This window comes from Streptomyces sp. NPDC060049 (genome assembly GCF_042736715.1).
GTDB lineage: Bacteria > Actinomycetota > Actinomycetes > Streptomycetales > Streptomycetaceae > Streptomyces.
In genome coordinates this window covers 30326-44295 of the sequence record NZ_JBHWVV010000020.1, presented here as the reverse complement: position 1 = coordinate 44295, position 13970 = coordinate 30326, and the positions used below count along the sequence as shown (strand labels likewise).

At 74.2% G+C, this 13970-nt stretch carries 12 protein-coding genes and 1 pseudogene; 7 read left to right on the top strand and 6 right to left on the bottom strand.

The genetic code is table 11. The features are described 5' to 3' along the window. Nucleotides 1-33: 33 nt before the first annotated feature. From ACFWBY_RS30350 to ACFWBY_RS30340, 3 genes are all read left to right on the top strand, one after another. Nucleotides 34-1542, top strand: a complete 1509-nt coding sequence (locus ACFWBY_RS30350) for a citrate:proton symporter (RefSeq protein ID WP_385335390.1) — start codon at nt 34-36, stop codon at nt 1540-1542. A gap of 98 nt (nt 1543-1640) precedes the next feature. Continuing rightward, nucleotides 1641-3053: an aldehyde dehydrogenase family protein gene (locus ACFWBY_RS30345; protein WP_385335392.1), complete on the top strand. Its 1413-nt coding sequence runs from the start codon at nt 1641-1643 to the stop codon at nt 3051-3053. Nucleotides 3054-3253: 200 nt separating this feature from the next. After that, a complete protein-coding gene (locus ACFWBY_RS30340; RefSeq protein WP_385335394.1) occupies nt 3254-4333 on the top strand; it encodes a Zn-dependent alcohol dehydrogenase in 1080 nt (359 codons plus the stop codon). 769 nt (nt 4334-5102) lie between these two features. On the opposite strand, the pseudogene ACFWBY_RS30335 reads toward ACFWBY_RS30340, so the two are convergent. Next, nucleotides 5103-5873, bottom strand: a pseudogene (locus ACFWBY_RS30335) (TetR/AcrR family transcriptional regulator); the annotation flags it as partial. Between the two features lie 108 nt (nt 5874-5981). Between ACFWBY_RS30335 and ACFWBY_RS30330 the strand changes: the two are divergent. The 3 genes from ACFWBY_RS30330 (at nt 5982) to ACFWBY_RS30320 (ending at nt 8340) form a co-directional block, all read left to right on the top strand. Beyond that, the gene (locus tag ACFWBY_RS30330; RefSeq protein WP_385335396.1) at nt 5982-7133 is read left to right on the top strand and encodes an acyl-CoA dehydrogenase family protein; all 1152 of its coding nucleotides are present in this window, start codon (nt 5982-5984) and stop codon (nt 7131-7133) included. Between the two features lie 91 nt (nt 7134-7224). Continuing rightward, nucleotides 7225-7530: a YiaA/YiaB family inner membrane protein gene (locus ACFWBY_RS30325; RefSeq protein ID WP_385335398.1), complete on the top strand. Its 306-nt coding sequence runs from the start codon at nt 7225-7227 to the stop codon at nt 7528-7530. Between the two features lie 147 nt (nt 7531-7677). Beyond that, nucleotides 7678-8340 (top strand): TetR/AcrR family transcriptional regulator, encoded by a 663-nt coding sequence (locus ACFWBY_RS30320; protein WP_385335400.1) that lies wholly within the window; start codon nt 7678-7680, stop codon nt 8338-8340. Here the strand turns inward: ACFWBY_RS30320 and ACFWBY_RS30315 are convergent. Beyond that, nucleotides 8331-8792, bottom strand: a complete 462-nt coding sequence (locus ACFWBY_RS30315) for a MaoC family dehydratase (protein ID WP_385335402.1) — start codon at nt 8790-8792, stop codon at nt 8331-8333. The two genes, ACFWBY_RS30320 and ACFWBY_RS30315, sit on opposite strands and share 10 nt — an antisense overlap. 145 nt (nt 8793-8937) lie before the next feature. Between ACFWBY_RS30315 and soxR the strand changes: the two genes are divergently transcribed. Further along, nucleotides 8938-9381 (top strand): redox-sensitive transcriptional activator SoxR, encoded by a 444-nt coding sequence (gene soxR, locus ACFWBY_RS30310; protein WP_385335404.1) that lies wholly within the window; start codon nt 8938-8940, stop codon nt 9379-9381. On the opposite strand, the gene ACFWBY_RS30305 is transcribed toward soxR, so the two are convergent. From ACFWBY_RS30305 to ACFWBY_RS30290, 4 genes are all read right to left on the bottom strand, one after another. After that, complete coding sequence (locus ACFWBY_RS30305) at nt 9362-10243, bottom strand: 3-keto-5-aminohexanoate cleavage protein (protein WP_385335406.1); 882 nt, start codon at nt 10241-10243, stop codon at nt 9362-9364. The two genes, soxR and ACFWBY_RS30305, sit on opposite strands and share 20 nt — an antisense overlap. Further along, on the bottom strand, nt 10240-10827 hold the full coding sequence (locus ACFWBY_RS30300; protein WP_385335484.1) for a hypothetical protein: 588 nt from the start codon (nt 10825-10827) through the stop codon (nt 10240-10242). Before ACFWBY_RS30300 ends, ACFWBY_RS30305 begins: the two co-directional genes overlap by 4 nt. A gap of 136 nt (nt 10828-10963) precedes the next feature. Further along, the gene (locus ACFWBY_RS30295; protein ID WP_385335408.1) at nt 10964-12373 is read right to left on the bottom strand and encodes a serine-threonine protein kinase; all 1410 of its coding nucleotides are present in this window, start codon (nt 12371-12373) and stop codon (nt 10964-10966) included. Between the two features lie 252 nt (nt 12374-12625). Then, nucleotides 12626-13954 (bottom strand): exo-beta-N-acetylmuramidase NamZ domain-containing protein, encoded by a 1329-nt coding sequence (locus tag ACFWBY_RS30290; RefSeq protein ID WP_385335410.1) that lies wholly within the window; start codon nt 13952-13954, stop codon nt 12626-12628. Nucleotides 13955-13970 lie beyond the last annotated feature (16 nt).

Here is a 13970-nt window from a genome sequence, read left to right as displayed (position 1 = left end):
TTGGGCCCGGAAGGAGGCGCCTAGGTTCCCCCCATGCTGACCTTCCTCGGCTTCGCCATGATCGCGACCTTCCTGGTCCTGATCATGCTGAAGAAAATGTCGCCCATCGCGGCGCTCGTCCTCATCCCCGCGCTGTTCTGCGTGTTCGCCGGACAGGGCGCGCAGCTCGGCGGCTACGTCATCGACGGGGTCGGCAAGCTCGCGCCGACCGCCGCCATGCTGATGTTCGCCATCGTCTACTTCGGCGTGATGATCGACGTCGGCCTCTTCGACCCCGTCGTGCGCGGCATCTTGCGCTTCTGCAAGGCCGACCCGATGCGCGTCGTGGTCGGCACGGCCGTCCTCGCCGCCATCGTCTCGCTCGACGGGGACGGCTCGACCACCTTCATGATCACCGTCTCGGCCATGTACCCGCTGTACAAGCGGCTCGGCATGAGCCTGGTGGTGATGACGGGAGTCGCGGCCACCGCCAACGGCGTCATGAACACCCTGCCCTGGGGCGGCCCCACGGCCCGTGCCGCCACCGCCCTCAAGCTGGACGCCGCCGACATCTTCGTCCCGATGATCCCCGCCCTCGCGGCGGGACTCCTCTTCGTCTTCGTCCTCGCCTACGTCCTCGGCGTCAAGGAGCGCCGCCGCCTCGGGCGGCTGACGCTCCCCGGCGACGTGGAGCCGGCCGAGGAGCTCCTGGTCGCCGCCGGTACGGGCTCGGCCGAAGCGGGCAGTACGCGCGCACCGGCGGCCGCGCCCACCGGTTCCGCCGCGCCCACGGAATCCGCCGCGCCCACCGGACCGGCCGGATCCCCCGCACCCGGGAGTTCCACCCCGTCCGCCGGAACCGTAGCCGTCGACCCGGACGCCCGCACCGCGGGCGGCGCCGGCGCCCCCGAGGAGGACGGCTTCCAGGGCCTCGACCCGCGGCGCGCGACCTTGCGGCCCCGCCTCTACTGGTTCAACGCGGGCCTCACCGTCGCGCTCCTCACCGCCATGATCATGGAGCTGCTCCCCATCCCGGTGCTCTTCCTCCTCGGCGCCGCCCTCGCCCTGACGGTGAACTTCCCGCACATGCCGGACCAGAAGGCCCGGATCGCCGCCCACGCGGACAACGTCCTGAACGTCGCCGGCATGGTCTTCGCCGCCGCCGTCTTCACCGGGGTCCTCACCGGCACCGGCATGGTCAAGCACATGGCCGACTGGCTCGTCGGCGCCATCCCCGAGGGCATGGGTCCGCACATGGCCCTCGTCACCGGGCTGCTGAGCCTCCCCCTCACCTACTTCATGTCCAACGACGGCTTCTACTTCGGTGTCCTGCCCGTCCTCGCCGAGGCGGGCGCCGCCCACGGGGTGTCCCCGCTCGAGATCGCCCGCGCCTCCCTCGTCGGGCAGGCGCTGCACATGTCGAGCCCGCTGGTTCCGGCCGTATACGTCCTCGTCGGGATGGCGAAGGTCGAGTTCGGCGATCACACCCGTTTCACCGTGAAATGGGCGGCTCTGACCTCTCTGGTGGTCCTGGGGGCAGGGATGCTTTTCGGCATCATCTGACGCCCTCCGCCCCTGGCGCCCACAAAACTACCGGCGCTAGTTTGTAGGGTGTTGGCGACGTCAGGTCTACGCGCTCGTGCGTGCTCGGGAGGAATGCCATGAAGGCCCATGACGGTATGTACATCGGCGGCGAGTGGCGGGCCGCCTTCGGCGGTGACCGCATAGAGGTCCTCAACCCGGCGGACGAGCGGCCCATCGCCTCGGTCCCGGCCGGTACGGCGCAAGACGTGGACGCGGCCGTACGCGCGGCCCGCGCGGCCTTCCCGTCCTGGGCGGCCACGCCTCCGGCCGAGCGGGCCGCCCTGATCGGGGCCCTGCGCGACGTGCTGATCGCCCGCAAGGGCGAGCTGGCCGAGACCATCACCGCCGAGCTGGGTTCCCCGCTGGGCTTCTCCGAGATGGTCCACGTCGGGGCGCCGGTCGCGGTGGCCTCCTCCTTCGCCGAGCTCGGTGCCTCGTACGCCTTCGAGGAGAGGATCGGGAACTCGACCGTGCTGATGGAGCCGGTCGGTGTGGTCGGGGCGATCACGCCCTGGAACTACCCGCTGCACCAGATCGTTGCCAAGGTGGCGCCCGCTCTCGCCGCAGGCTGCACCGTCGTCCTCAAGCCCGCCGAGGACACCCCGCTGACCGCACAGCTCTTCGCCGAAGCCGTGCACGAGGCGGGGATCCCGGCCGGGGTCTTCAACCTGGTGACCGGCACCGGCCCGGTCGCCGGCCAGGCCCTGGCCGCGCACGAGGGAGTCGACCTCGTCTCCTTCACCGGATCCACCGCCGTCGGCAAGCTGATCGGCGCCACGGCCGGCGCCGCCGTCAAGCGGGTCGCCCTCGAACTGGGCGGCAAATCGGCCAATGTCATCCTGCCCGGCGCCGACCTGGCCAAGGCCGTCGCGGCAGGCGTGGGCCACGTCATGAACAACGCCGGCCAGAGCTGCAACGCGCTCACCCGCATGCTCGTCCACCGCGACCAGTACGAGGAGGCGGTCTCCCTCGCCGCCACGGCCGCCGCCAAGTACTCCTCCGGCGACCCCCTCGACCCGGGCACCCGCCTGGGCCCGGTCGTCAGCGCGAAGCAGCGCGACCGTGTGCGCGGCTTCATCACCAAGGGCGTGGAGGAGGGTGCGCGCCTCGTCGCGGGCGGGCCCGAGGCCCCGCACGAACAGGGGTACTTCATCGCCCCGACCGTGTTCGCCGACGTCACGCCCGAGATGACCATCGCCCAGGAGGAGATCTTCGGCCCGGTGCTGTCGATCCTTCCGTACGAGGACCAGGACGAGGCCCTGGCCATCGCGAACGGCACCGACTACGGGCTGGGCGGGGCGGTCTGGGCGGGGGACGAGGAGACGGCCGTGGCCTTCGCCCGGCGGATGGACACCGGCCAGGTGGACATCAACGGCGGCCGCTTCAACCCGCTCGCACCCTTCGGCGGGTACAAGAAGTCGGGCGTGGGCCGTGAGCTGGGCCCGCACGGCCTCGCCGAGTACCTCCAGACCAAGTCCCTGCAGTTCTAGTCCGCCCCACCGCCCACCGCCCCACCGCCCACCGCCCCACCGCCCACCGCCCCACCGCCCACCGCCCACCGCCCACCGCCTCACCGCCCACCGCCTCACCGCCCACCGCCTCACCGCCTCACCGCCCCACCCCTGCCGTCCCACCCCTGCCGTCCCACCCAGCCCCGCCCGCCCACCCCGCACACACGGAGACGACGACCATGGTCCGCGCCGCCATCCTGCCCGCCGTCGGAGCCCCGCTGGAGATACGGGACATCGTGCTGCCCGAGCCCGGCCCGGGGCAGGTCCGGGTGCGGCTCGCCGCGGCCGGGGTCTGCCACTCCGACCTCTCCCTCAGCAACGGCACCATGCGGATCCCCGTACCCGCCGTCCTCGGCCACGAGGGCGCGGGTACGGTCCTCGCCGTCGGGGAAGGGGTCACCCATGTCGCGCCCGGCGACGGGGTGGTGCTCAACTGGGCCCCGTCCTGCGGGAAGTGCCACCACTGCTCGATCGGCGAGGTCTGGCTCTGCGTCAAGGCCCTCGCCGGGGCCGGGGACGTCTACGCGCACGACGCCCGGGGAACCGAGCTGCACCCCGGGCTGAACGTGGCCGCCTTCGCCGAGGAGACGGTCGTCGCGGCCCACTGCGTCCTGCCCGCCCCCGCCGGGATCCCGCTCACCGAGGCCGCGCTGCTCGGCTGCGCGGTCCTCACCGGCTACGGAGCCGTCCACCACAGCGCCCAGGTACGGCCCGGCGAATCGGTGGCCGTCTTCGGAGTCGGCGGCGTCGGTCTCGCGGCCCTCCAGGCGGCGCGCATCGCCATGGCCGGCCCGATCGTGGCCGTGGACGTCTCCCCGGCCAAGGAGGCGCTGGCCCGGGCGGCGGGGGCCACGGAGTTCGTGCTCGCCTCCGAGACCACGGCCAAGGACATCCGAGCCCTGACCGGCGGGCACGGCGCGGACGTCGCCATCGAGTGCGTCGGGCGGGCCGAGACCATCCGCGGGGCCTGGGAGTCCACCCGCCGCGGCGGCCGGACGACCGTCGTCGGCATCGGCGGCAAGGAGCAGCAGGTCACCTTCCACGCGCTGGAGATCTTCCACTTCGCCCGCACCCTCACCGGTTGCGTCTACGGCAACAGCGACCCCGCCCGCGACCTCCCGGTGATCGCCGCCCACGTCCGCGCGGGCCGCCTCGACCTCGGAGCCCTCGTCACCGACCGCATCACGCTCGACGGCATCCCGGCAGCCTTCGAGGCGATGCTGGCGGGGAAGGGCGGCCGCTCGCTGGTGGTCTTCTAAGCCGTCTCCTTCGATCTGTGTGACCGGGCTCTTCGAGGACTCGACGCGCGTCAGGACTCGATGGCCGGGCCCGGGTCCCCGTCCGGACCCCGGTCCAGGTCCGGACCCGCGCACCGCCCAGCCGCAGCAGGCCGGTGGAGCAGTAGTGCGCCTCCTCGACGCGCGACAGCTCCGCAGGCCCCGCGGCTTCCGTCCGGCGGCGCAGCTCGTTCTCCGCGCCCGTTTCGTGCCGGTGCCGGGCGAGTTCGATGGCGGTGAGGCCTTCCGGAGTCGGCGCGTCCATGGGGGCGCCGCCGTCGAAGAGCTCGGAGACCACGCCGTAGGACCCGGCGTCGACGGCGCGCAGCAGCGGAGTCCCACCGTCGGGAGCCCGGTGTCCCGCCGGACGAGGCGCGCCGCCACTTCGGTCAGGCCCCCGGTGGCGACGAGGTCCAGCAGGGACGGCCCGTCCGCACCGACGGTGTCCGGATCCGCTCCGGAGTCCAGCAGCGCCAGTACGCGATCCGCGCCGCCCGCCTGGGTCGCCAGGATGATCGGGGGCGGCCTTCCGTCACGCCGTCTCCCGCGCTTCCCCCGGTTCGACTGCTTCCCCCGGTTCCGCTGATCTTTGCGCTCGCACGGCTTCCCGCGGTTCGACTGGTTCTCCCGTGCGCACGGCTTCCCGCGGTTCGACCGCCTCCCCCGTGCGCACGGCTTCCCGCGGTTCGACCGCCTCCCCCGTCCGCGCGGCTTCCCCCGGTTCACCCGGCTCCACCGGCTTCCGCAGCGCCTCGTACTGGATGGCCAGGCCGTCGAGCAGCGCCGTCAGGCCCGTCTCGAAGGCCCCTTCGTCCACCTCGCGTTGCCGCTGCGCCAGCCGGTGGGCCTGGCCCAGGTGCGGGTAGTCGGCGGGGTCGTATGCCGTTTCGTCGTCCACGAAACCCCGGGCGAAGGACGCCACGGCAGATCCGAGGATGAAGTACCGCATCAGCGCGCCGATCCGGGTCGCCTGCGCCGGCGGCCAGCCGGCGGCGGTCATCGCGCCGTAGACGGCGTCCGCGAGCCGCAGCCCCGCCGGCCTGCGGCCCGGCCCGCGCGCCAGGACCGGCACGATGTTCGGATGGTCGGACAGCGCGGCCCGGTACGAGTGCGCCCAGGCGAGCAGCGGGCCCCGCCACTCCCGGGCGCCACCCGCAGCGCCGGCGCCGCCGGCACTCCCGTAGACGTCGCCCTCGCCATCGCCGGGTCGACCGCCTCCGCCGCCTCCGTCGTCGTCGCCGCAGCCTCCGCCTCCGTCGTCGCCGCCACCGTCCCTACCGGTTCCGGTCCCGCCGTGCGACTCGAACATCGACAAGTCGACCCGCGCGCTCACCGCGTCCGCGACCGCGTCCAGGATCTCGTCCTTCGTGCGGAAGTGGTTGTACAGCGACGGCCCGCTGACTCCGAGCGCGGCCGCCAGCCGCCGCGTGGAGACGGCCTCCAGTCCTTCCGCGTCCACCAGCGCGCCGGCCGCCTCGATGATGCGGTCTCTGCTGAGGAGGGGCTTGCGCGGTCTGGCCATGCGCCACATAGTAGGGCCTGCCCCACTTAAACTAGCAGTGCTAATTAACGGGCCCGGGCATGCCCCCGCACGGCCCGGTCCGATCCCGTCCCGCCCCGGAGGTGCCCGGTGAATCTGGAGCTCAGCGAGGAACAGACCGCCGTACGCGATCTCGCCCGCGCGTTCACCGAGCGCGAGATCGCTCCGTACGCCGCCGCGTGGGACCGTGCCGAGAGCGTGGACCGGGCCATCGTGAAGAAGCTCGGGGCAGTGGGCTTCCTGGGTCTGACCGTCCCCGAGCAGTACGGCGGCTCCGGCGGAGACCACCTCTCCTACGTCCTGGTCACCGAGGAGCTCGGCCGAGGCGACTCCGCCGTGCGCGGCATCGTCTCCGTCTCCCTCGGGCTGGTCGCCAAAACCATCGCCGCCTGGGGGACCGAGGAGCAGAAGCGCGCCTGGCTGCCCCGCCTGTGCTCCGGAGACGCGCTCGGCTGCTTCGGACTCACCGAGCCCGGCACCGGCTCCGACGCCGCCGCCCTCACCACCCGCGCCAGGCGCGAGGGGGACTCGTACGTCGTCAGCGGCAGCAAGATGTTCATCACCAACGGGACGTGGGCCGATGTCGTGCTCCTCTTCGCCCGGACCGGCGACGATCCCGGCCACCGCGGGATCTCCGCCTTCCTCGTCCCCACCGACTCCCCGGGCCTGACCCGCCGCGAGATCCACGGCAAGCTCGGCCTGCGCGGCCAAGCCACCGCCGAACTCGTACTCGACGGCGTGCGCGTGCCCGCCTCCGCCATGCTCGGCCCCGAGGGCAAGGGCTTCTCGGTCGCCATGTCGGCCCTCGCGAAGGGCCGCATGTCGGTCGCCGCGGGCTGCGTCGGCATCGCCCAAGCGGCGCTCGACGCGGCCGTCTCCTACGCCGCCCAGCGCGAGCAGTTCGGCAAGCCCATCGCCCACCACCAGCTGGTCCAGGAGCTGATCGCCGACATCTCCGTGGACGTGGACGCGGCCCGCCTGCTGACCTGGCGGGTGGCCGATCTCATCGACCGCGGACGGCCGTTCGCCACCGAGTCCTCCACGGCCAAGCTCTTCGCCTCCGAGGCCGCCGTCCGCGCCGCGGGCAACGCCCTCCAGGTGCACGGCGGTTACGGCTACATCGACGAGTACCCGGCCGGCAAACTGCTGCGCGACGCCCGCGTGATGACCCTGTACGAGGGCACCAGCCAGATCCAGAAGCTGCTGATCGGCCGCGCCCGTACGGGAGTTTCCGCCTTCTGAGGCGCACCGCGCCCGACCGGGACCGCGGCTGAGTACGTGCGTGAGTACGAGCGCGGATGTGCCGCGCCCCGGCCCGCCCGAAGCTGGACCCATGAACGAGACACCGGTCAAGCAGCAGAACACGGGGGCGTACTACGGCCAGGCCGTCGCCTCCTTCGGCGTCGCCATGGCCGCCGTGGCCCTGGGGATCTACAACCTGGACGCCAACGGCTGGGTGCGCGCCTTCCTCGGCATCGCGGTGCTGTACCTGACCACCTCGGCCTTCACCCTCGCCAAGGTGATCCGTGACCGGCAGGAGGTCACGCAGATCGTCACCCGCGTCGACCAGGCCCGCATGGAGAAGATGATGGTGGACTACGACCCCTTCGCGCCGAAGCAGCACGCGCAGGGCAGCTGAGCGCCCGCGTCCGGGAGCCGTCCATCCGGGAGCCGGCCGTCCGGGAACCGGACATCCGGACGACAACAGCTAAGCGCTTGCTCACCCTCCGGTAGGCTGTTCCTCCCACCAGGAACCACAGGGCAGCGCGAAGAGGGTGAGCCGGCGATGGAGAGCGCGCAGGAGACGGTCGGCGGTTACCGGCCGTGGTCGGAGGTCACTCCGGACGCGGCGCGGCGGCTGCTCGTCGCGGCCGTCGAGGCCTTCGCGGAGCGCGGGTACCACGCCACCACCACGCGTGACATCGCGGGCCGGGCCGGGATGAGCCCGGCCGCGCTCTACATCCACTACAAGACCAAGGAAGAGCTGCTCCACCGGATCAGCCGGATCGGCCACGACAAGGCCCTCGAGATCCTGGACACCGCCGCCGTCGGGACCGGCACCGCCGCCGAGCGGCTCGACGAGGCCGTGCGCTCCTTCGTGCGGTGGCACGCGGCCCACCACACCACCGCGCGCGTGGTCCAGTACGAGCTCGATGCTCTCGCTCCGGAGCACCGCTCCGAAATCGTGGCACTGCGCCGGCAGAGCGACGCCGCCGTCCGCCGCATCCTCGCCGAGGGCGTCGCGGCGGGGGAGTTCTACGTCCCGGACGTGCCCGGCACCACCCTCGCGGTCCTGTCGCTCTGCATCGACGTCGCCCGCTGGTTCAGCACGGACGGCCGCCGCACGCCGGACGAGGTCGGCGCGCTCTACGCCGACCTCGTGCTCAGGATGGTGGGGGCCCGCCCCGACGGCGCGGCCGCCGCGGCGGCCGACGCCGCTCAGAAGTAGTAGCGGGACACCGACTCCGCGACGCACACCGGCTTCTCGCCGCCCTCCCGCTCGACCGTGACGGTAGCCGAGACCTGTACGCCGCCGCCCGCGTCCACGACCTCCGTGATCAGCGCGGTCGCGCGCAGCCGCGAGCCGACCGGCACCGGCGCCGGGAAACGCACCTTGTTCACGCCGTAGTTGATGCCCATCTTCATGCCCTCGACCCGCATGACCTGCGGCACCAGGCTCGGCAGCAGGGACAGCGTGAGGTATCCGTGCGCGATGGTGGAGCCGAAGGGTCCGCCGGCCGCTCGCTCCGGGTCCACGTGGATCCACTGGTGGTCGCCCGTGGCGTCGGCGAAGAGGTCGATCCGCTTCTGGTCCACCTCCAGCCAGCCGCTGGGGCCGAGCGGCTCGCCGACCCCGGCGGTCAGCTCCTCGGCGGACGTGAAGATCCTCGGCTCGGCCATCCTCGTACCCCTGCCTCTCCCTGACGAATAAGCGCTTGCTCAGCATGCTGGGGGCCCCGTGTATCTGTCAACGACACATCGCTCGACGGAGGTCGGCCCGGCCCGACACCAACCGATGTCGGTCCGGCCCACTACCCTCGGCTGTGTGCCGCAGATTCCCGAGAAGGTCCACGAGCTCACCGTCGGCCAGCTGTCCGCCCGCAGCGGCGCGGCCGTCTCCGCGCTGCACTTCTACGAGACCAAGGGCCTGATCACCAGCCGCCGCACCTCCGGCAACCAGCGCCGCTACACGCGTGACGCGCTGCGCCGCGTGGCCTTCGTGCGCGCCGCCCAGCGCGTGGGAATCCCGCTCGCCAGCATCCGCGACGCACTCGCCCAGCTCCCCGAGGGCCGCACCCCCACCCGTGCGGACTGGGCCCGCCTCTCCGAGAGCTGGCGGGCCGAGCTCGACCACCGCATCGCCCGACTCGGCCGCCTGCGCGACCACTTGACGGACTGCATCGGCTGCGGCTGCCTCTCGCTGGAGAACTGCGCCCTGTCCAACCCTGACGACGTCTTCGGCGAACGCCTCACCGGCTCCCGGCTCTAGGCCGTCTCGCCCGACGGTCCCGGGCCTCCCGACGGTCCCGGGCCTCCCGACGGTCCCGGGCCTCCCGACCGTCCGGGCCGTCCCCTAACCCAACCGCCGCCTCGACCAGTTCCGCGTTCGACCTCGCCGGCCTTCCGTCCGGGAGGCGCAGCACGTCCCCGACGCCGGTCCGGGTGCCCGCGCCGCACCGCAAGGCCAGGCGCAGGACGGGCCAGGCTGCGGCGTCCCGCCCGAACAGCACCACCGGCACGGGCGGCAGCCCGCGCAGTGCCCGCGCGACCGACGCCGGGTCGGCGCCCGGGAGTTCGGCCACGAGCCGGACGCGCGCGGGGTCCCGTACCGGCCAGGCCAGGAACTGCGCCAACGGCTCGGGCGGCCCGCCCACCGGCACCTCCGCGTCCACCGCCACGCCGCGCTCCAGCAGTGCCTCGGCCAGCTCCCGGGCCCCGGGTTCCGCGAACCGCACCACCGCCCGGTCCGGCAGCACCGTCCAGGCCCGCACCCGCGCGAGCCGCCCCGCCGGATCGGGCTCGGCGCCGACGCTCGCGAGGACGGACAGCGGTACGCCGCTCCCGCCGCCCCGGTCCCGGCCCCCCGCACCCTCGCGCCCGGATCCAGCGCCAACCCCGAGGCCAGCCCCCCGCAAGGCCTCCAGCAGCGGCCCCACCACCCGGGGCGAGAGGCTCTCCCGCCCGCACGGGGTGCGCGCACACACCAGCACCTCCCCGCCCCCGGCCGCCACCGCCGCCAGGGCGGACTCCACGACGTCCCCGGGGGACACCGGCACGGCCGCCCCGTCGGCGGCGCTCCGCGAGCCGTTGAGCGAGACCAGCGGCGCGGGCCCCGGCGGCGGGTGTCTCACGCCGCCCCCGCCAGGCCGCCCCCGGCCAGTGCCGAGTCCGCGAGCGCCGGTCTGGGCACCACGATCCCGCAGCCCGCGCACACCGGCCCGTCCCACGCCCACGCGGCGCCGGCGGACGCCGCCGCCGGCCAGTGCAGCTCCGGCGCCCCGCACACCGGGCACACCGTCCCCGGCGGCGACTCCAGCGCCGCCACCAGCCGCCGCAGCACCTCGTCCAGCGCTCCCTGCGGCCGCACCCCCGGATCGGCGCACCGCACCACCGCGTCCCCGCTGCCGCCCCACGCCCACTCCGGCCGGCGCAGCCCGTCGTGCTTCTCGCGCCGGCGCCGCGCCGCGAACTGGCGCTCGTACTCCAGCCAGACCGCCCGCGCGTCCTCCAGCTCCTCCAGCGCGGCCACCAGCCGCAGGGGGTCGGCCGCCCGGTCCTCGGGGCCGATCCCGTGCCGGTCGCACAAGTGCCACCAGGTCGCGCGGTGCCCGTACGGGGCGAACCGCTCCAGGCAGCGGCGCAGCGAATGGCGCCTCAGGGCCCGGTCGTTGCGCGCGTCGCGCACCTGGTAGGCCAGACTCCGGAATCCCGCCATCATGCCTTCACCTCCGTCGAGCGCCCAGCGCCGAGCGCTGCGCCCGCCGCGCACCGCGCTGTGAGCCCAACATGCCCTGCCCGGTGGTGGCGCATGCGGGGGCGGTGGAGGCGTGCGGGTGGCACATGGCCGGAACTCAGCGCCCCATGCGCCCCGCCATGACCACCAGCCGGGCCAGTTCCTCGTGGCAGATGTCGCTGTGCGCCCCCGAGGGGGCACCCCCACGCCGGACCACGGAACCGGCGTCCACGCTGACGCAGCCCGCTGCCGGCAGGCCGTCGCGCAGGGCCGCGTCGAGGGTCAGCCGGGGCGTGCCGGGCACCGCCCGCACCCCGTCGTGCCCGATGGCGCCCCACCGTTCGTCCAAACCCCGAAGACCGGCCGAATCGCCCGCCATGCGGGAGGCCAGCGGATAGAACACCTTGAGGGAGGAGTCGTAGGAGGAATGGCAAGCCGTCACGGGGCCGTCGACCCGGCTCTGCAGCCCGCGCAGGGCGCCGCCGCGGTCCGGATCGTGCGGCAGGCGCTCGGCGAACGCGTAGTGGGAGAAGGCACCTTGGAGGAGGGTCAGGGACTTCACGTTCCGCGCTCCGGCGGGCAGCGCGCGCAGGGTGAAGGACACCACGCGGCCGCCGAAGCTGTGGCCGATCAGGTGGACCCGCAGGGCCGGCCGCCGGTGGGCGAGCTCCGCCAGCACCGGCCCGAGGCCGTACTGGCCGACCACCCCGGCCCGTGCCTTCATCTGGTAGTACGTGGCCTGCCGCAGCACCTCCTTGGCGCCGTTCCACAGCGTCCGCATCCCCCCGCCGACGGAGAAGCCGGTTCGGCCGGGGGAGCCGGGACGGCGAAGGTCCTCGGGGAAGGTGGCGCCCGCCTCGGCCAGGGCTTCGGTGAACTCCCGGCACACCCGCAGGACGTCCTCGGTGAGGAAGGCGGGGACCTCGCGCGTGGTGAAGGCCGCGGCAAGATCGTCGCCCGCGCCCACCCCGTCCACCCCGGCGAGCTCCCGCACCAGCGCGCCGAACTCGGTGAAGGCCCCCTCCCGGTCCGGCCGTTCCTCCAGCAGTTCGGCGATCCGGTCCAGCTCCGCGGCCCGGCCCGGCCAGAACGCGCCGAGCGCCCGCCGGGTGTCCGGCGCCAGTGCCGTCCCGTAGCCCGGACCGGTGGGCCCGCCGCCGGCCCCCGCGCCGTCCGCCGCTCCGTCTCCTGCGCGGGCTCCCGCCCCGCCCCGCGCGCCATGGGCGTCGAAGTCGGGGATCGGCTCGTCGGAGAACCGGATGGACGGCCACACGACCCCCACGTACCCCAGCCGCACCCCGGTTCCCACCAGATCCGCGAAGGGGGCGTAGAACCGGTCGAAGAGCCGGGTGGCGGTCGACCGGTCGGAATTCCACCCGTGTGCGAAGACCAGCAGGTCGGTGGCCTCGATCCCGAAGACCGCCTCCCGCGCGCCGGGGGCCGCGTCGCCCTCCGCGTCGAAAGTCAGCTCCACGTACGGCCCGGCCCCGATCCCCGCAGCAGCCGCCGTCGCCCCGATGTGCACCATGACGTCCCCCTCCACGCCGTGTCCCTGGCGACAGCATCCTGCGGCCGCCCCCACCCGACCAGCCCTCTCGGGGATGTCTCTCGGATCCGCCGCCCGACCGGATCCGCCGCCCGACCGGATCCGCCGCCCGGCCGGCTCCGGAGGGCGGGCCCCGTCGTGTGCGGACCGGTACCTCCCGGGGACGTCTCCCGGATCCGCCCACCGGACCACCCCTCCCGGGGAGCGTCTGCGGGACCCGTCCGCGCCACCGGCTCACGGATAGAGCAAGTACGCCTCCCGCACCGCGGCGAACCGCGCCAGCCCCGCCGCCCAGTCGCCCGCGATCTCCTCGACGCCCGCCCCCGCGTCGACCATCAGCCGGACCCGGTCCGAGCCCGTCAGCCGGTCGATCCAGTGGTCCGCGCGCCACGCGAAACCGCTCCACGTCCGCCGCGCGGTGACCAGCAGCCCGATGCCGGCCCGTACCGGGTCGAAGGCCTCCCGGTCGTGGACGATCAGCCGGACCCCGCCGCACTGCTTCCCCGAGTGCTTGGAGAAGGAAGGCGTGAAATACGCCTCCCGGAACCACACCCCCGGCAGCTCCAGGGCGTTCGCGGCCTCCGCCCAGCGCCGGTCGACGCCCTCCGCCCCGACCACCTCGAAGGGGGTGGTCGTGCCGCGCCCCTCGGACAGGTTCGTCCCCTCGAACAGGCAGGTGCCGGCGTACGCGAGGGCCGTGCCGGGGGTCGGCATGTTCGGGCTCGGCGGCACCCAGGGCAGGCCCGTGGCGTCGAAGAAGGACTCCCTGCGCCACCCGTCCATCCGCACGACCCGCAGCCGGACGGCCCCCGGGGCCTGGCCGCCCCCCTGGAGGAACTCGCCCGCGAAGAGCCCGGCCAGCTCGCCCGCCGTCATCCCGTGCGCGAGGGCGATCGGCTCCCGGCCCACGAAGCTCGCGTACGGGCGCTGCAGGACGGGCCCGGCGGCCCGCCGGCCGCCGACCGGATTGGGCCGGTCCAGCACCACCACCGCCTTGCCGGCGAGCGCGGCGGCGCGCATGCAGTCGTAGAGGGTCCAGACGTAGGTGTAGAAGCGGGCGCCGACGTCCTGGATGTCGAAGACGACGGTGTCGACGCCGGCCGCCGTGAAGACGTCCGCGAGGCGCTGCCCGCTCTTGTCGTACGTGTCGTACACGGGCAGGCCGGTCGCCGGATCGCGCCCGGTCCCCTCCGAGCCGCCGGCCTGGGCCGTGCCCCGGAAGCCGTGCTCGGGGCCGAACACCGCGACGAGGTCGACGCGTTCGTCGGCGTGCAGCACGTCGACCAGGTGGCGCGCGTCCGCGGTGATCCCGGTGGGGTTGGTGACCACGCCGACCCGCTGCCCGGCCAGTACGTCGTACCCGTCCGCCGCGAGCCGCTCGAACCCGGTCCGTACCCGGTCGCCGGCGGCCGGGGCGAGGCGCGGGGCGGGCGCCGGCGCCGCAGGGGGGACGGACCCCGGGGCGGCCGCGGCCGCCGCCTCCGCACGGGCCCCCGCCCCCCAGCTACCAGCGGCCCCCGCCGCCCCGGCCAGACCCAGCAACCCGCGTCGCGACAGCGTCATCGCGCCAAAGTAGGGC